Source organism: Sphingobium sp. 15-1, from assembly GCF_013375535.1.
Classification (GTDB): Bacteria; Pseudomonadota; Alphaproteobacteria; order Sphingomonadales; family Sphingomonadaceae; genus Sphingobium; species Sphingobium aromaticivastans.
This window is the reverse complement of sequence record NZ_JABXJG010000001.1, coordinates 589,596-606,914: the sequence shown is the minus strand read 5'-3', so window position 1 is coordinate 606,914 and position 17,319 is coordinate 589,596. Positions and strand designations below refer to the sequence as shown.

Here is a 17,319-nt window from a genome sequence, read left to right as displayed (position 1 = left end):
ATACATGGCAACCGCAGGCGCGTATGCGCCACCGATCAGATGGCGATCCGGGCCTGATCCGGGACGACTCGCCGGGGCTGATCCGGCCAGACGCCGCGCGTGTCGTAGACGGCCTTGTCGGCGCGCTCGTCCACCGGAACCGATTTGAACATGTCATGATCGACAAGAATGACGAAAACGCCGCATTGTTCCAGAGCCGTATCGAGATCGATCAGTTCGGCGCCGGTTCCGGCGAACTCCATCGGCAGGTCATGGGCATAGGGTTCGACCAGCTTGATGCGGCGGCCATAGCGTTTGGCGAGGCGGGCCGCGACCTTCACGGCGGGGCTTTCGCGGAAATCGTCGATATTGGGCTTGAAGGCGAGGCCGAGGCAGGCGATTTCCTCGCCGGGGAACGCGTCGATCAGGTCGGAGGCCTTGGCGACGACATGGTCGGTCTTGCCGTCATTGACTTCGCGGGCGGTGCGGATGAGGCGGCTGTTTTCCGGGTCGCCATGGACGATGAACCAGGGGTCGACCGCGATGCAGTGGCCGCCGACGCCGGGGCCGGGCTGGAGGATGTTGACGCGGGGGTGGCGGTTGGCGAGGCGGATGACCTCCCACACGTCGATGTCCATGCGCTCCGCGATGACGGACAGCTCGTTGGCGAAGGCGATGTTGACGTCGCGGAAGCTGTTTTCGACCAGCTTCACCATTTCGGCGGCACGGGCGCTGGTGGTGATGCAGGCGCCGCGCACGAACTGGCGGTAGAAGCCCAGCGCCTTGCGGGCGCAGCGGGGCGTGATGCCGCCGATGCAGCGGTCATTGTCGATCAGTTCGACCAGGATGCGGCCGGGGAGAACCCGCTCCGGGCAATAGGCGATGGCGATGTCGCCCGCGACCCCCGGCTCGGGCATTTTGAGGTCGGGGCGAAGCTGAGCGAAGAGGTCGCGCATGGCTTCGGTGGTGCCGACGGGAGAGGTCGATTCGAGGATGACGGTGTCGCCCGCTTTCAGAACTTGCGCGACTGTGCGGGCGGCTTTGAGGACGTGGCTGATGTCGGGGGCGCGGTCTTCGGCTACGGGCGTGGGGACGGCGATGATGAAGACATCGCTGGGCTCGACCTCCAGGCTGGCGCGGAGGTTGCCGCGGGAAACCACGCCTTGGACCAGGCCGTCGAGGTCGACTTCCTCGATATGGACGCGGCCGGAGTTGACCGTCTCCACGACATGGGCACTGACGTCCACGCCGACGACCTGCGCGCCGCCGCGCGCGATCAGGGCGGCGGTCGGCAGGCCGATATAGCCGAGGCCGATGACGGATACCTTCTGCTGGAGCTTTTCGAGGGGCATGGAGGTCCTGGGGAAGCTTTTGAATTCCGTCGGTTTGTGACGGGAAATGCTGAAGATTTCGGTAACGGACCGCCTGTTCCCCATTCGTCATATCCCCAATTCGTCATGCTGAACTTGTTTAACTGGCGTTGGCCTTCGGCTCAGCATCCATCATGCCCCGCAGGCGGCGGAGCGTGGGGATAAATGGATGCTGAAACAAGTTCAGCATGACGGAATCGAGTTTAGGCCGCCTCTTCCATATCCTCAGCCTGCGCGCTGGCGGCTATGATGTCTGCGATGCGCTCCGACGCGTGGCCGTCTCCGAAGGGGTTGTGGGCGCGGGACATGGCGGCGTAGGCGGCTTCGTCATCCAGCAGGGCGAAGACCGATTGGACGATCTTTGCGCGGTCGGTGCCGACCAGTTTCGCGGTGCCGGCCGTCACGCCTTCGGGACGTTCGGTCGTCTCGCGCATTACGAGGACCGGCTTGCCGAGCGAGGGCGCCTCTTCCTGCACGCCGCCGCTGTCGGTCAGGACGAGGTGGCAAAGGTCCAGCAGGCGGACGAAATGCGGATAGTCCAGCGGCTCGATCATCGCGACATTGGGGAGGCCGCCGAGCACCGCGTCCATCACCGGGCGCACATGGGGATTGGGGTGGACGGGGAAGATCACCGCCACGTCGGGGCGCGCCGCTATCTCAGCGATGGAGCGAGCGATCGCCTCCATGCCTCCGCCGAAATTCTCGCGGCGGTGGCTGGTGACGGCGACGATCCGCTTGCCCGCGAAGCGATGGGCCAGATCGTCGAGGCCCGCCGCAAGGCTGGGTTCGCTCAGCACGCGCTGGCGGGTGGCGAGCAGCGCGTCGATCACGGTGTTGCCGGTGATATGGATGGTCGCCGGGTCGCGATTTTCCGCCAGCAGGGCATTGGCAGCCTCCTCAGTCGGGGCGAAGTTCATGTCCGCTATGCAGGCGACCACGCGGCGGTTCACCTCCTCCGGCCAGGGGTGGTGGATGTCGCCGCTGCGCAGCCCCGCCTCGACATGGGCGACCGGAATTTTGCGGTAATAGGCCGCCAGGCTGGCGACCATGGTGGTGAGGGTATCGCCGTGCACGACCACGCGGTCCGGCTTTTCCGCGTCGAACGCCCTCCCCAGTTCCACGATCAGCTTCGCCGTCAGGCCGTCCAGCGTCTGGTTGGGGGTCATCACGTCCAGGTCGATGTCGGGCGCGATCCCGGCGATCTCCAGCACCTGGTCGAGCAGGCCGCGATGCTGCGCGGTCACGATCACGCGGGTTTCCACGTCGCCCCGCGCCCGCAGCGCGTGAATCACCGGAAACAGCTTGATCGCTTCGGGGCGCGTCCCGAACACCAGCGCAACCTTCATTTGCTGTCCTTTGCCATTTTCCGGCCTTTGCAAGCCGTCTTTCGGGTAAGTGCCTGGCAGAAAATGGTAACCATCCCCTGAACATGGGTACCCCCGACGCCCGCTTTCGCATTGGCGAAAAGCTGTGCTAGAGGCCAGCCCAACCATCTTCCCAATCGGGGGCTCAGTTATTTTATGAAGATCACGATGATCGGCACGGGCTATGTCGGGCTGGTGTCAGGCGCATGCTTTGCCGATTTCGGCCATGACGTGGTGTGCGTGGACAAGGATGCGGGCAAGATCGCCGCGATCGAATCCGGGCGGATGCCGATTTTCGAGCCGGGCCTCGACCATCTGGTGGGTAGCAATGCGGCGGCCGGGCGGCTGACCTTTACCACCGATCTGGCGAAGGGCGTGAAGGGCGCGGATGCGATCTTCATCGCCGTGGGCACGCCCTCGCGGCGCGGCGACGGGCATGCGGACCTGAGCTATGTCTATGCGGCGGCGAAGGAAATCGCGGAGTCGCTGGATGGGCCGACCGTCATCGTCACCAAATCCACCGTGCCCGTCGGCACCGGCGACGAGGTCGAGCGGATCGTCCGGGAAGCGCGGCCCGATCTGGACATCCAGGTCGTGTCCAACCCGGAATTCCTGCGCGAAGGCGCGGCCATCGGGGATTTCAAGCGGCCGGACCGGGTCGTGGTCGGCACGACGGGCAGCGAGCGCGCCATCGACGTGATGGCGCAGGTCTATCGGCCGCTGAATCTCAACCAGGCGCCGGTCATGTTCACCGGGCGGCGGACGGCCGAGCTGATCAAATATGCCGCCAACGCCTTCCTGGCGACCAAGATCACCTTCATCAACGAGATGGCGGACCTGTGCGAAGCCGTCGGCGCGGAGGTGCAGGACGTGTCGCGGGGGATCGGGCTGGATAACCGGATCGGGTCGAAATTCCTGCATGCTGGGCCGGGTTATGGCGGCTCCTGCTTCCCGAAGGATACGCTGGCGCTGGTCAAGACCGGGCAGGATTTCGATACGCCGATCCGCATCGTGGAGACGGTCGTGCAGGTGAACGACCTGCGCAAGCGGGCCATGGGGCGCAAGATCGTGAAGGCGCTGGGCGGCGAGGCGCGGGGCAAGACGGTGGCGCTGCTGGGCCTGACCTTCAAGCCCAACACCGACGACATGCGCGACGCGCCGAGCCTGGCCATCGTGCAGGCGCTGGAGGATGCGGGCGCGAAGATCGTCGCCTATGATCCGGAGGGCATGGAGGTCGCCGCGCCGCTGATGCCGAGCGTGAGCATGACGAAGGACGCCTATGAGGCGGCGACCGGGGCCGACGCGCTGGTGCTGGTGACGGAATGGGACGCGTTCCGGGCGCTGGATCTGAAGCGGCTGGCGGCGTCGATGAACGAGCCGGTGCTGGTCGACCTGCGCAACATCTATCCGCGCCGGGAGGCGGAGGCGGCTGGCTTTGCGCTGACGCGGGTCGGGGGCAAGGGCGTCAACGTCTGATGCTGTTGAAACCAGAGCAAGGGTGCGATGAACGCGCCCTTCCCCGGCTGCATCATTGGGTGATGGGGGCGGTTGCCTTGCTCGTCCTGACACTGGTGGTGCCGGTGATTGCCGGGTTGACCTGATGAATATTTGAAGCTCGTCACCCCGGGCTTGACCCGGGGTCTCGCTTTTCTTTTGTCACTCGCAGTCAGCCTCAGGTAGCGGGACCCTGGGTCAAGCCCGGGGTGACAAGGTGAGAAATGATTGAAACCCGCACATCCGGAATCAAGCCTTCAGCTTCCATCCGCGCTTGAGCAGCGCGTAGCACAGCACTCCGAGCGCGATATTCAGCCCCAGCAGCACCAGGCTGCCCACCACGACATCGCCGTCTGCCGCCGCGACGAAGCCGTAGCGGAAGCCGGAAATGGCGTAGAAGAAAGGGTTGGCGTGGCTGATCGCGCGAAAGGCGGGCGCGAGGCGGTCGATGGAATAGAAGGTGCCCGACAGCAGCGTCATCGGTCCGATCACGAAATTGGTGATGGCAGCGGCATGATCGAACTTTTCCGCCCAGATCGAGGTCAGCACGCCGATGAAGGCGGTCAGCCCCGCGCCCATCAGCCCGAACCACAGGATCGCCCAGGGATGCGCCGGGGTCACATGCACGCCCGGCCACAGCGCCATCGCCGCCCACAACGCGAGACCGACGCAGAAGGCCCGCGTCACCGCCGCGCCCACCAGCGCCAGCAGCAGTTCGCTGACCGACAGCGGCGGCATCAGATAATCGATCAGCGTGCCCTGCATCTTGCCCGCCAGCAGGGAGAAGCTGCTGTTCGCGAAGGCGTTGTTCATCATGCCCATGATCATCAGGCCCGGCGCGATGAAATCGGCAAAGGGCACGCCCAGCACCTGCCGGTTGGCTCCGCCCAGCGCCAGGGTGAAGATAACCAGGAACATCAGCGTCGTGACGGCGGGCGCCCAGATGGTCTGGAGCTGCACCTTCATGAAGCGTCTGATTTCTTTCCTGTAGAGCGCGCGGGTGCCCGCCCAGTTGACATTGCGGATGACCAGCTCGCCCGGCTCATGGAAAGGCGGCTGTTGCGACGGGGACACTGCAATTTTGGTCTGGTCGTTCATGGTCGGATCGACTATCGGCTGTGGGGTTGTGCCGCAAGGGCGTTGTGCACGGGAAATTGAACCCGGGCCGGCGCGCCCCATATAGGGCGCGAATTTGAAATTTTGAGGAGTCATTCATTGTCCTGGACCGACGAGCGTATCGACCAGCTCAAGGCAATGTGGGAACGGGGCCTGACCGCCAGCCAGATCGCGGACGAACTGGGCGGGGTCAGCCGCAACGCCGTGATCGGCAAGGCGCATCGCCTGGGCCTGCAATCGCGCCCTTCCCCGGTGAAAGCCAACGAAGTGCCGAAAAAGGCCGCGCCGCCCATGCGCAAGCCCGCGTCCGAAACCGAAGCGCCCAAGCCCGCCGCTCCGGTGCAGCAGCATGCGGCGCCCTCGCCCGTCCGGCCGGCGGCGCCTGCGCCCGCGCCTGCCCCGGTGGCGGCCGCTCCGGAAACAGAAGCGCCCAAGCCGCAGCCGCGCATCATCTCGGTCGGGCCCGGCGGCTTCTTGCGGCAGGGCCCGGGCGACCAGCAGGCGCCGATTCCGCCCGCCCCGCCGCGCCGTCTGGTGCCGGCCAAGCCCAGCCCGGAAATCGCCGGCAAGACCTCCCTGCTGGACCTGACCGAGCGTATCTGCAAATGGCCTATGGGCCATCCCGGCGAGCCGGACTTCCATTTCTGCGGTGAAACGGTGAACCCCGGCTTCCCCTATTGCGTCGAGCATTGCGGGCGCGCCTATCAGGCGCAGTTGCCCCGCGGCACCCGCCGTCCGCCGCCGCCCCTGCCTTTTGGCGGGCCGCGGGTTCGCTGATTTTGATACCGGCATGAAAAGGGCCGCTCCAGTCAGGAGCGGCCCTTTTTCGTTGGGCTGTGGTGCGATCAGGCGATGGTCAGCCCGACATCGACATTGTTGCGCGTGGCGTTGGAATAGGGGCAAATCTGGTGCGCCGCCTCGACCAGCTTTTCCGCGTCGGCGCGCTCCACGCCGGGCAGGCTGACTTCCAGATCGGCGGTGATGCCGAAGCCGCCCGCCGCGCGCGGGCCGATCCCCACCGTCGCGGTGACGCTGACATCCTGCGGCACGCGAATCTTCAACTGGCCGCCCGCGACCTTGAGCGCGCCGATGAAACAGGCCGAATAGCCCGCCGCGAAGAGCTGTTCGGGGTTGGTGCCGTCGCCGCCGGGGCCGCCCAGTTCCTTGGGCGTCGACAGCTTTGCGGCGAAACGGCCGTCTTCCGACCGGGCTTCTCCGTCGCGTCCGCCAGTGGCCGTGGCGCGGGTGACATATTTCACATCGATGGACATCGGCTTGCTCCTTTATAGTCTGCGATAATATTTATCGCGATAAACTTCATATGAGCGTAGCGCGGTCTCTTGTCCAGCGATTTATTTATCGCGATATATATTTTCATGCTATGGAACCGGTGAAGGAGACCAGCCATGCCCGCCGCCCTGCCGCTCGACAATCAACTCTGCTTCTCGCTCTATGCTGCCAGCATGGCCATTGGCCGGGTCTACAAGCCGATGCTGGACCGGCTGGGCATCACCTATCCGCAATATCTGGTGCTGCATGCCCTGTGGGAACAGGATGGCCGCACCATCGGCCAGATCGCGGAGCGGCTGTCGCTCGAATCCAGCACCGTGACGCCGCTGGTGAAGCGGCTGGAGGCGGCGGGCTTCCTGACCCGCGCCCGCAGCACGGCCGACGAACGGCGCGTGGACGTGCGCCTGACGGAGCGCGGCGCGGCCATGCGGGAGGAATGCGGCTGCCTGGGCGAAGCCTTGCTGGAACGGTCAGGCATGGACGGGGCGCAACTGACCGACCTCAACGGGCGGGTGAAGCAGTTGTGGGCCGCGCTGCGCGATCCGCTGCCTTGACCAACGCGCGCTTGCGCCCGCCGTCTGCCTCCTTATAGCTTATATCCATGTCCGAAGACCTGTTCGCCGCCAATCCCTCCTCCGCCCCGCAATATGACGCCTCCGCCATCGAAGTGCTGGAGGGGCTGGAGCCGGTGCGCCGCCGCCCCGGCATGTATATCGGCGGCACGGACGAGCGGGCGTTGCATCACCTTGCGTCCGAAGTGCTCGACAACAGCATGGACGAGGCGGTCGCTGGCCATGCGACGCGAATCGAGGTGCTGCTGGAGCCGGGCAACCGGCTGACCATCACCGACAATGGCCGGGGCATCCCGGTCGACCCGCACCCCAAATTTCCGGGCAAGTCGGCGCTGGAAGTGATCCTGACCACGCTCCATTCGGGCGGCAAGTTCACGGACAAGGCCTATGCGACATCGGGCGGCCTGCACGGCGTCGGCATCAGTGTGGTGAACGCGCTCTCGATCATCACCGTGGTCGAGGTGGCGCGCAACAAGGAACTGTTCCGCCAGAGCTTCACCCAGGGCCTGCCCAGCAGCGGGCTGGAGAAGGTCGGCGCGGCGCCCAACCGGCGCGGCACATCGGTCAGTTTTGTTCCGGATACGGAGATTTTCGGGGAACAGAAGTTCAAGCCCTCCCGCCTATACCGGCTGGCGCGGTCCAAGGCCTATCTGTTCGCGGGCGTGGAAATCCGCTGGAAATGCGCGCCGGAACTGATCAGCGACGACACGCCGGCCGAAGCGGTGTTCCAGTTCCCCGGCGGTCTGGCCGATCATCTGAAGGAGCAGGTGGGCGACCGGGAGTGCGCGACAAGCGCCTTTTTCTCGGGGAATCAGGATTTTCCGGACGCAGCCGGGCGGGTCGAATGGGCGGTGGCCTGGCCGCTCTGGTCGGACGGTTCCTATAGCTGGTATTGCAACACCATTCCGACGCCCGATGGCGGCACCCATGAAACCGGCCTGCGCGCCGCGCTGGTGAAGGGCATCCGCGCCTTTGGCGAACTGGTGGGGCAGAAGAAGGCGAAGGACATCACCGCCGACGACATCGTGACCTCTTCGGAGATCATGCTGTCGGTCTTCATCCGCGATCCCCAGTTTCAGAGCCAGACCAAGGACCGGCTCACCAGCCCGGAGGCGGCGCGGCTGGTCGAAAATGCGGTGCGCGACCATTTCGACCATTATCTGTCCGACCATATGGAGCGCGGCAAGGCGCTGCTCGCCTATGTACTCGACCGGATGGACGAGCGGCTGAAGCGCAAGCAGGAGAAAGAGGTCAAGCGCAAGACCGCGACCAATTCGCGCAAGCTGCGGCTGCCGGGCAAGCTGACCGACTGTTCCAATGACGATCCGGAGGGCGCGGAAATCTTTCTGGTCGAGGGGGACTCGGCGGGCGGTTCGGCCAAGCAGGCGCGGGACCGCAAGACCCAGGCAATCCTGCCCCTGCGCGGCAAGATCTTGAACGTGGCGTCCGCCAATACCGCCAAGATCCTGGCCAATCAGGAGATTGCCGACATGATCCTGGCGCTGGGCTGCGGCACGCGCAAGGACTGCAATCCGGACAATCTGCGCTATGAGCGGATCGTCATCATGACGGACGCCGATGTCGACGGCGCGCATATCGCGACTTTGCTGATGACCTTTTTCTTCCAGGAGATGCCGGAATTGGTGCGGCGGGGGCATCTTTATCTGGCGCAGCCGCCGCTCTATCGGCTGGTCGCGGGCGGCAAGAGCCTCTACGCCAAGGACGATGCGCATCGCGAGGAGATTCTGCGCAAGGAGTTCAAGGGCAAGAAGGTCGACGTCAGCCGCTTCAAGGGGCTGGGCGAGATGAATCCGGGGCAGCTCCGCGAAACGACCATGGACCCCAAGACGCGCAGCCTGATCCGCGTCACCCTGCCCGACGACATTGAGGACCGGCAGCAGGTCCGCGAACTGGTCGAGCGGCTGATGGGCACCAATCCGGCGCACCGCTTCGCCTTCATTCAGGAAAATGCCGCGAACGTCGACGAAGAGACGATCGACGCCTGACAGGCGATTTTCTTGAAAATCGCGCAAAACCAAATTGTCGATTTTCAGGCCAATCGCGGCGAACTGGATTGTCGCGATTGGCCGGGAAATTGCCGGGCAAAAAATTGCCGGCAATTTTTTGCCTACCGCCGCGTTAACCAGCGCGGGGCACCGGATGTTCAATTTTCGGCGCGATACGGGCAAGCATGTCAGGCTTCGCCCCGCCCCTTCGCCCGTCGGCCCTGCGCCGTTTCGCGCTTCGCGCCACCTCCGCGCTGCTGCTGGTGACGGCAAGCGGCAATGCTCTGGCTCAGGCGCCGCTGGGAACTTTTCCGGACGCTTTCACGCAGAGCGGGTTGGCCTATACGCCCGCCGACCGCGTCTCCGCCAATCTTCTCGCGGGCGGCATGAGCCGTCTGGCGGCGATCAGCGCGCAACAGGGCAGTGGCAATGTCCAGGCCCCCTGGGTGGCGCAACCCGTCGTTCCCGACGCGATCGTCAACGACCGGCGCCTGAGCGACTTCAGCGGCAAGCTGCCGGGCTGGCGGTTGCAGGGCGTCCAGCTTTCCGTGGTGAGCTATCGCCAGCCGGAGCTGGTGCCGGGCTTCATGCGCGGGTTCCTGCCGGCGCCGTCGGTTGCCGCAATTCCGCAGGAAAGCGGCTTCGTCATGCCGACTCGCCCGGTTCCCGCACTTTCGGGCCAGATCATGCCGCCGCGCAATGGGCAGCCCGACGTGTTCGGATCGGTCGCCATGCCGATCTCCCGCACCCTGCTCGACGGCAAATGGGCTTCCGTTTCGGCGGCGCTGCCCGGCAAGGGGGTCTGGAGCGGTGTCCTGAACGCGGCTCGCGGATCGGCGGCGCAACAGCAGGTCGAGATGATCAATAGCTGGGTCAACCGGCGGCTGCGCTTCGTGGACGACCGGCAGGGCGGCGACAATTGGGCTTCGGCGGCGCGGACGCTGCAAAGCGGCGCGGGCGATTGCGAGGATTATGCCATCGCCAAGATGAAACTGCTGGAGGCGGCGGGGTTCGACCGGCACGCCATGTTCCTGGTGATCGCCCGCGATCTCGTGCGGCAGGCCGATCACGCCGTGCTGGCGGTGCGGATCGGCGGGGATTTGATGATCCTCGACAATATGACCGACCGGGTGCTGCCTTCGTCCAGCGTCAGCGATTATCGGCCGATCATGAGCTTCAATGCCTTTGGGCGCTGGACCCATGGCTATCGGGTGACGACGCCGCAGCCTGTGCGGTTCGCGGCGCGGTGAGGGCGCCCTCGCCTTCCTGGTGAATCGTGCTCCTGCGGAGGCACTCGAACGAGACGCGTGGCTCGTGAGAGCCCAGTTCAAACGGTAGAACGCTCATCCCAGGGCGGAACTGGGCTCCTGCCTTCGCAGGAGCACCTCATCCTTGGGGAATCCTTGAGGGTAGGCTTACCGCTCCCGCAGCGCTTCCGAGCGGGCCTTCATGATGGGCTTCAGCAGATAGGCCAGCACCGACTTGCGGCCGGTCATGATCTCCACATCGCACACCATGCCGGGCGTGATCGGCAGCTTGTGCGCGCCTGAGCCGAGCCAGGCGCGGTCCGTCTCCACGACCACGGTGAAATAGGCTTCGCGGGTCGCTTCGTCATAGACGCTGTCGGCAGAGACCTGCTGCACCGTGCCGGTCAGCCCGCCATAGATGGAGAAGTCATAGGCTGTCACCTTCACCACGGCGCGGTCGCCGGTCTTGATGAAGGCGATGTCGTTGGGCTTCACCCGCGCCTCGACCAGCAGCTTTTCGCCCACCGGGACGATCTGCATGATCTTCTGGCCGGGGCTGACATAGCCGCCGATGGTCGTCACCTGCACATCGTTGACCACGCCGTCGACCGGCGAGCGGATCTCCGCCCGCTGCGCCCGGCCCTTTGCGCCCCGAAGAGACTCGCTGTTGACCGCAATCTTGGCTTCAAGCTGGCTGCGTTCGTTGAGCGCATCCTGCCGGAATTGGAAATTCGCCTCCGACTGCTGCGCCTGCGCTTCGCGGATCGCGGCGGATGCGCGCGAAGCCTGTTGTTGCGCGGCATTCAGCCGGCCCTGCGCGTCCACCAGATCGCGGCGGGCGTCGAGCAATTCGGTCTGCGGGATGATCGATTTCGCCGCGAGCGGTTCCAGCATCGCCACCCGCTGGCGCGCAAGCTGGACGCTGCCGCCCAGGCTGTCGATGGTCGCCTGCGCCTCGCCCAGTTCGCGGCGGCGCTGGTCGACGGCGGCCGACATCGCATCCTGCTTGCTGCGCAGCGCGGACTGGCGGACTGCGGCCAGCGCCTGTTCCTGCGCGCATTCCGGCCCGCCGGTCGCGCAGGCCGCGCCGGTGCCTGTGCCTTCCTTCTCCAGACGCCCAGCGCGCGCGGTCAGCGAGCGCGTCTCCGCCTGAATCTGTCCAAGCTCAGACGCCAGCATCGCGTCGTCCAGGCGCACCAGAAGCTGGCCTTTGCTGACCTTCTGGCCGGAGCGGACCAGGATTTCCTCGATGGTGGTCGGTTCAGCGGACTGGATGACCTGCGCCTTGCTGGACGGGATCACCCTGCCCTGCCCGTGCGTCACTTCATCCACCGGCGCCAGGCTGGCCCACATCAGGAAGACCAGCATGCCGCCGCCGCTGTAGAGAATGACCTGCTTGTTGCCCGGTTGCCCCCGCAGCCAGCTTATCCAGCGCGAAATCATGGTTGCACCCCTTGGAGATGATGGTCGTCCGCCGCCAGTGTGACGGGTGCGGCTTTTTGCTGGCGGGCGAGCATGTCGCTCAGCGCGCCGCCGCTTGTCTGAGGATCGGGGATGGAGAGTTTCCAGCCCTTGGTCGGGTCCATGCGGCCGCCGACATCGTTGGCCGCCCGCCGTTCGGGCAGGGCCGCGACGGGCGGATAGTCGATGGCCGGTTCGGCCGCCGTGGCGAAGCGCGACGGGTCGAAGGCGGGGATATGCTCGCCGCCCGCATAGCGGCCGGTGAACGCCCCCGGCATGCCCCAACCGCCCGGCCAGCGATAGAAGATATGCGCGCCGATCTGCGCCAGCTTCGCCAGATGCGGCGCCCAGCGGGGGAAGACATAATCGGCGTGATAATGGGTCGCGGTGCCCACGTCCTTCTCGACCCGGCCGGTCAGCGCGTCGGCGGCGATCCGCTTCGCCCGGTTCCAGAGGTCCGGCAGCGGGCGGCGCGCCAGCGAGCCATCGCAGACGAAGCTGAACTGACAAACCGACGCGTCGAAGCGCTGGTAGACGACGCCGCACACCGTCTTGGCGAAGGCGGGGTGGCGAACGCGGTTCAGCACAACCTGCGCGACGGCGCGCTGGCCGCTTTCGGGTTCGCGCGCGGCTTCATAATAGACGGCTTGGGTCAGGCATTGGAGGGCGCGGTCATGGTCCTCGCCCGCCGTGGCGAGGGCGTGGAAAGGCTTGGCGGCGCTGATCGTGCCGGAAGAGAAGCCGAGGCGTTGGTTTTCCTCGCGGGCCTTGTCGCCTTCTTCCGCCGGGGCGGTTTGCTCGGTCATCTGGACGAGGGCGAGATATTGGCGGGGGATGGCGGGGGCGGCCTCCACGATCTTCGCCTGCATGGCGGGCTGGGGTTGGTCGTGGTGCCACAGCACCATCGTTGTAGCCAATGCTGCCGTGGCGACAAACCCCATCCCCCAGATCCAGGCGCCCCGTGTTCCTGCGGAGGCATTCGAGCGAGACAAGTGGCTCGGGAAAACCCAGTTCAAACGGCGGGACTGGACTCCGGCCTTCGCCGGAGCACGTGGCGCCATGGGGGCAGGCTGCGCGCTCATTGTCCAGCCCCCCGCTGGAGCTGGCCGATGATCTCGTCACGCGGGCCGTCGGCCAGCACCACGCCCTGATCGATCACGATCAGCCGGTCCACGATCCGCAGCAGCGCATGGCGGTGGGTCGACACGATCAGCGTCTGGTCCGGCTCAAGCGCCTTTTCCAGATGGTCGATGAAGAGATTCTCGGTCTGATTGTCCATCGCGCCGGTCGGCTCGTCCAGGAAGAGCAGCTTGGCCGGTTCCACCAGCGCGCGCGCCATGACCAGGAAGCTGCGCTGTCCGCCCGAGAGGCGGCTGCCGCGTTCCCCGATATGCAGGTCGAAGCCCGCCGCATCGCGTCCGAAGAAGCGCGCCGCGCCCGAACGTTCCAGCGCCTCCAGCAGCTTTTCGTCGCTGGCTTCGCGAGCGCCCAGCAGCAGATTCTCGCGCACCGATCCGCTGAACAACTCGGCATCCTGCCCGACATAGCGGAAGGCGGAGCGCAACTCATGCGGGTGATATTGGCGGCTGTCCACCTCATCGATAGTCAATAGACCCCCGGTCGGCGGATAAAGGCCGCAGATCACTCGGCCCAGCGTCGACTTGCCCGACGCCACCCGGCCGATCAGGCCGATGCGCTCGCCCGGTTCGATGCGCAGGTCGATTCCGCGCAGACTGGGCTGGTTGGCGCCGGGATAGGCGAATTCCAGCCCCTGCGCGACGATCGCGCCCTTGCGGATTTTGGGGATGATGCCCCGCGCGCCGTCCAGCCGCTCGTCGGGTTGATCGATCAGTGTCTGGAGGCTGTCGAGCGTTGTCATCGCTTGCCGCGCCCGCACGATCACGAAGGCGAGTTGGCCGACAGGGGCCAGCGAACGCCCGGCCAGCATGACGATGGCGATGATCGCGCCCATCGAAATATTGCCCGCCGCGAACATGTAGAAGCCGCCGATAACCAGCGCGATGCTCGTCACCTGCTGGCAGAGGGCCGCCAGCGTGACGCTCTTGGAGGAAAGCCGCCGCAGCTTTTCCTGCGTCGCCGCGCTCATCCGGGCGTAGCGGCGCCAGCGCTCCAGCATCCGTCCTTCGGCGCGGCAGGCCTTCAGCGTCTCGATGCCGCCAATGGCTTCGACCAGGGCCGCGCTTTGCAGGCTGGAGTCCGCCTGGGCATCGCGTGACAGGCGGGCCATCGACCGTTGCAGGAACCAACCTGCGCTCGCCATGATCCCCATCATGACGACCGGTACGATGGCCAGCCAGCCCCCCAGAAGCGCGATAATGCCAACGAAGAAGAAGAGGAAGGCGATGTCCACCACCAGGACCACAGTGGTCGAGGTGAAGAATTCACGCACGGATTCGAATTCCGACACGCGCCGCGCCAACGCCCCGGTGCTGCCGGAGCGGCTTGCGAGCGGGGTGTTCAGCACCTTTTCGAACAGGCGTTGCGAGAGGCGTTCGTCGATTTCCCGCCCCGCCTCGTCCACCAGCCTGGCGCGGGCGATGCGCAGCGCGAAGTCGAGGCTGAAGGCCAGCATGACGCCGACGCCCAGCACCCAGAGGCTGGAAGCCGCCTTGTTCGGGATGATCCGGTCATAGACGTTCATCGTGAACAGCGGCAGCGCGAAGGCGAGCAGATTGATGATTCCTGCCGCCAGCATGACGTAGCCGAAGCCGCTGCGGGCGCGCCACACTTCGCGCCAGAACCAGTGCTGGCGGGCGCGTTCGTCCCAGGGGCGTTCCTCGGCCCGTTCACGGCCATGATCGGCCATGACCACCAGCGCCTCGCCGGTGAAATAGCCTTCGAGATCGCTGAGCGGCGCCCAGACCGCTTCATCCGCATGCGGAAGCTGAACCAGCACATCGCCAGCCTTGATGTCCAGCAGCAGCAGGAAGCGTCCGCCACGGAGCGGCAATATGGCGGGCAGATTGCCCGGCCGCCATTTGTCCAGACGGCCCCGGACGTGATCGCTCAAAAGACCGATCTGGTCGAGCGCGGATTCCGCCTGATGAAAGGGCAAGCGCCCGGATTCATCGACGGCCAGGCCCGCGCGAAGGCTTACGATACCCGGCGACCGGTCGAAATGCCGCGCCGCATGGGCGATGCTCTCCACCAGCTCGTCGCTGGGCGTGCCTTGATGGTCCAGCCATTCGGCCAGACTGAGTGTGCTTCGTTCCAACATTGTTTCCCCGCCCATCCGGGCTTGCGCCCGGATGGCCCCAAAGATGGATCTTAGCCCGGATAACGCCGCCGCTGCAATTCAGCGGGCGGCAGATCGGGGACGTCATATTTCTTCCGCGCATAGGGGTTTGCGCCCGAAGGAGCCGCTATGCCCAGAGTATCCAGCAGCGTGTTGGTGGCGGCCAGGATCTGATATTGCGCGAAAATCTCGGAGAAACGCGCCGTCTCGGTCCGTACCTGCGTGTTGAAGCGGGTGTTCTGGCTGTCCAGAACGTCCAGCAACGAGCGCCGCCCGACATTGAACTGCTCGCGATAGGACACCAGCAGCCCGTCGGACACCGTGCCCTGCCGCGACAGGTCGGTAACGCGCTTCTTTTCCGTATCCCAGCGATTCCAGGCGGTGCGGACATCTTCCTCCGCTTCGCGCTGACGCTGGCTCAGGCGGAAACGCGCTTCGCTCGACCGGCGGGTCATTTCCTGGACCTTCGCCCGGTTGATGCCGCCATTGTAAAGCTGCCAACGCACGACCACCCGGCCCTGAATGTCGTTGGTGTTGCCCTTGAAGCCGTCCACATCCTGACCGACGCGGCCGGTTCCTTCCAGCGAGACCGTCGGCCCGAGCTCGGACTTGGCCTCATCCACCACGGCATGGGCCGCCTGAATATCGGCCTCCGCCTCGCGGACCAGCGGATTGTGGGTGCGCGCGGCGGCGATCGCTTCGTCCAGCGTCGGCGGCACGGCGCTCGTCACCGGATCAGGCATGGTGACCTGATCGATGGAAAGGCCGGTCAGCGTGCGGAAGGAAATGGCCGCATTGGTCATGTCCTGCTCCGCCTCGCTCTTGCGGACAAGGGCGGCCTGGAGCCGTTCCTCGGCCTGCTGCTGGTCAGCGATGCTGATCGACCCCTTGGTCACGCCTTCGCCCAAATCGCCCAGCAACTTGCGGTGGAAGGCGATATTGTCGTCCGCCGCCGCCACGACCCGCTGCTGGAGCATATAGTCGAGATATTGGCGGGTGACGTTCAGCGCCACGAACTGCGAGCGCTCCCCGACGCGCAAGGCCGCGCCGTCCGTGCGGGCCGCCTGCCGGCGCTTTTCAGCGCTGCGATAGCCAGAGTCCCAGACGGTCTCTTCGGCCCGCACGCTCGCTTCCAGCGGCCAGAGCGTCTGGTCGTCAAGGTTGAGAGCGCGGCGGGTGGCGTTTTCCAGACGGCGGACGCCGGCCGATCCCTCGACGCTGACGCGGGGCAGGTAAAGCCCCTGCGCCTGTTCGCGTTCGAACTCGATCGCTTCCTTGTTCTGGATTGCCTGGTTGATCTCCGGATGGCTGTCGATCGCCGCGGCGATCGCGCTCTTGAGATCGGTGGTCTGGGCCCAGCCCGTGCTCACCATGGCCGCCGCACAAAGGGCGATCAGGCTGCCGCATGTCTTGCGCATGATAGTCATGCCTTCCTCCCCTTAATTCGCGCTGGCGGTGATTTCGACCCGACGGTTCATCGGTTCGCGCACACCATCGGCGGTTTCGATCTTGAGCTGGGTTTCGCCCAGGCCATTGACGGTCATCGCATCGGTGGCGATGCCGCCCTGGCTCATCAGGCTGGCGACATTCTGCGCGCGGCGCAGCGACAGGCCGTCATTATAACGGTTGCTGCCCGACGTGTCAGTGTAGCCGGTGACGCCAAAGCGCTTCCAGCCGCACTGCGCCGCCGTCTGCGTCAGCGTGGAGGTGGTGCTCGCCCCTTCGGAAAGCGGCGTGTCCATGTTCCAGTCGAAGAAGATGGACACCGCCGGTGCCGTACAGTCCAGCGCGGGTGGGGCTGAAGCTGCCGACACCGGCGGCGGTGGCGGCGCCGAAAGGCGTGCCACAAAGTCGTCGCACTTGTTGATGCTGTCCGCATCCTTCGTGCCGGATTTGATGAAACCGATGGCGATGCCGCACTGGTTCTTCGCCTCGACGGCATAGGTCCAGCGGCTGTCCTGCGCCGCGAGCACGGTGGCGTCGTTCACCGCCTTGACCGCCGTGTCGTAACGGCTGGTGAGCGCATCCCTCAGTTCGGACTTGCCCAGTTGCAGCAAGGGCGAAGCAGGCGCAGCCCAGGCCGCCGTAGTCGTCAGCATGGCAGTCACCAGCCCGACGGCCGCCGCCTTTCCAACTGCATTTCGCATATTCACTCTCCCCAAGA

At 65.6% G+C, this 17,319-nt stretch carries 15 protein-coding genes; 6 read left to right on the top strand and 9 right to left on the bottom strand.

Annotated elements, in window-relative coordinates; all coding sequences use genetic code 11:
* Positions 1–35: 35 nt before the first annotated feature.
* Both wecC and wecB read right to left on the bottom strand, forming a co-directional pair.
* Positions 36–1,331, bottom strand: a complete 1,296-nt coding sequence (gene wecC / locus HUK72_RS02795) for a UDP-N-acetyl-D-mannosamine dehydrogenase (protein ID WP_176595430.1) — start codon at positions 1,329–1,331, stop codon at positions 36–38.
* Between the two features lie 221 nt (positions 1,332–1,552).
* Positions 1,553–2,695, bottom strand: coding sequence for a non-hydrolyzing UDP-N-acetylglucosamine 2-epimerase (gene wecB / locus HUK72_RS02790; RefSeq protein WP_176595429.1), 1,143 nt, complete (start codon positions 2,693–2,695; stop codon positions 1,553–1,555).
* A 174-nt stretch (positions 2,696–2,869) separates the two neighbouring features.
* On the opposite strand from wecB, the gene HUK72_RS02785 reads away from it, so the two are divergent.
* Together HUK72_RS02785 and HUK72_RS27120 are read left to right on the top strand one after the other, a co-directional pair.
* On the top strand, positions 2,870–4,189 hold the full coding sequence (locus HUK72_RS02785; protein WP_176595428.1) for a UDP-glucose/GDP-mannose dehydrogenase family protein: 1,320 nt from the start codon (positions 2,870–2,872) through the stop codon (positions 4,187–4,189).
* Complete coding sequence (locus tag HUK72_RS27120; RefSeq protein WP_255325597.1) at positions 4,189–4,314, top strand: hypothetical protein; 126 nt, start codon at positions 4,189–4,191, stop codon at positions 4,312–4,314. The genes HUK72_RS02785 and HUK72_RS27120 overlap by 1 nt, the downstream gene beginning before the upstream one ends.
* Positions 4,315–4,456: 142 nt before the next feature.
* Here HUK72_RS27120 and HUK72_RS02780 read toward each other — a convergent pair whose 3' ends face one another.
* Positions 4,457–5,305: an ABC transporter permease gene (locus HUK72_RS02780; protein ID WP_176595427.1), complete on the bottom strand. Its 849-nt coding sequence runs from the start codon at positions 5,303–5,305 to the stop codon at positions 4,457–4,459.
* Positions 5,306–5,422: 117 nt separating this feature from the next.
* On the opposite strand from HUK72_RS02780, the gene HUK72_RS02775 reads away from it, so the two are divergent.
* The gene (locus HUK72_RS02775; protein WP_176595426.1) at positions 5,423–6,100 is read left to right on the top strand and encodes a GcrA family cell cycle regulator; all 678 of its coding nucleotides are present in this window, start codon (positions 5,423–5,425) and stop codon (positions 6,098–6,100) included.
* Between the two features lie 68 nt (positions 6,101–6,168).
* Here the strand turns inward: HUK72_RS02775 and HUK72_RS02770 are convergent, their stop codons facing one another.
* Positions 6,169–6,594, bottom strand: coding sequence for an organic hydroperoxide resistance protein (locus HUK72_RS02770; protein ID WP_176595425.1), 426 nt, complete (start codon positions 6,592–6,594; stop codon positions 6,169–6,171).
* 135 nt (positions 6,595–6,729) lie between these two features.
* Between HUK72_RS02770 and HUK72_RS02765 the strand changes: the two genes are divergently transcribed.
* From HUK72_RS02765 to HUK72_RS02755, 3 genes are all read left to right on the top strand, one after another.
* The gene (locus tag HUK72_RS02765; RefSeq protein WP_176595424.1) at positions 6,730–7,167 is read left to right on the top strand and encodes a MarR family winged helix-turn-helix transcriptional regulator; all 438 of its coding nucleotides are present in this window, start codon (positions 6,730–6,732) and stop codon (positions 7,165–7,167) included.
* A 47-nt stretch (positions 7,168–7,214) separates the two neighbouring features.
* Positions 7,215–9,191, top strand: coding sequence for a DNA topoisomerase IV subunit B (gene parE, locus HUK72_RS02760; RefSeq protein WP_176595423.1), 1,977 nt, complete (start codon positions 7,215–7,217; stop codon positions 9,189–9,191).
* 185 nt (positions 9,192–9,376) lie between these two features.
* On the top strand, positions 9,377–10,441 hold the full coding sequence (locus HUK72_RS02755; RefSeq protein WP_176595422.1) for a transglutaminase-like cysteine peptidase: 1,065 nt from the start codon (positions 9,377–9,379) through the stop codon (positions 10,439–10,441).
* Positions 10,442–10,606: 165 nt separating this feature from the next.
* Here the strand turns inward: HUK72_RS02755 and HUK72_RS02750 are convergent, their stop codons facing one another.
* The 5 genes from HUK72_RS02750 to HUK72_RS02730 form a co-directional block, all read right to left on the bottom strand.
* The gene (locus tag HUK72_RS02750; RefSeq protein WP_176595421.1) at positions 10,607–11,881 is read right to left on the bottom strand and encodes an HlyD family type I secretion periplasmic adaptor subunit; all 1,275 of its coding nucleotides are present in this window, start codon (positions 11,879–11,881) and stop codon (positions 10,607–10,609) included.
* Positions 11,878–12,840: a cell wall hydrolase gene (locus HUK72_RS02745; protein WP_176595420.1), complete on the bottom strand. Its 963-nt coding sequence runs from the start codon at positions 12,838–12,840 to the stop codon at positions 11,878–11,880. Before HUK72_RS02745 ends, HUK72_RS02750 begins: the two co-directional genes overlap by 4 nt.
* 137 nt (positions 12,841–12,977) lie before the next feature.
* Positions 12,978–15,137, bottom strand: coding sequence for a type I secretion system permease/ATPase (locus HUK72_RS02740; RefSeq protein WP_176595419.1), 2,160 nt, complete (start codon positions 15,135–15,137; stop codon positions 12,978–12,980).
* A gap of 50 nt (positions 15,138–15,187) precedes the next feature.
* On the bottom strand, positions 15,188–16,582 hold the full coding sequence (locus tag HUK72_RS02735; RefSeq protein WP_176595418.1) for a TolC family protein: 1,395 nt from the start codon (positions 16,580–16,582) through the stop codon (positions 15,188–15,190).
* A gap of 12 nt (positions 16,583–16,594) precedes the next feature.
* Positions 16,595–17,302, bottom strand: a complete 708-nt coding sequence (locus tag HUK72_RS02730) for an OmpA family protein (RefSeq protein WP_176595417.1) — start codon at positions 17,300–17,302, stop codon at positions 16,595–16,597.
* Positions 17,303–17,319: the final 17 nt, after the last annotated feature.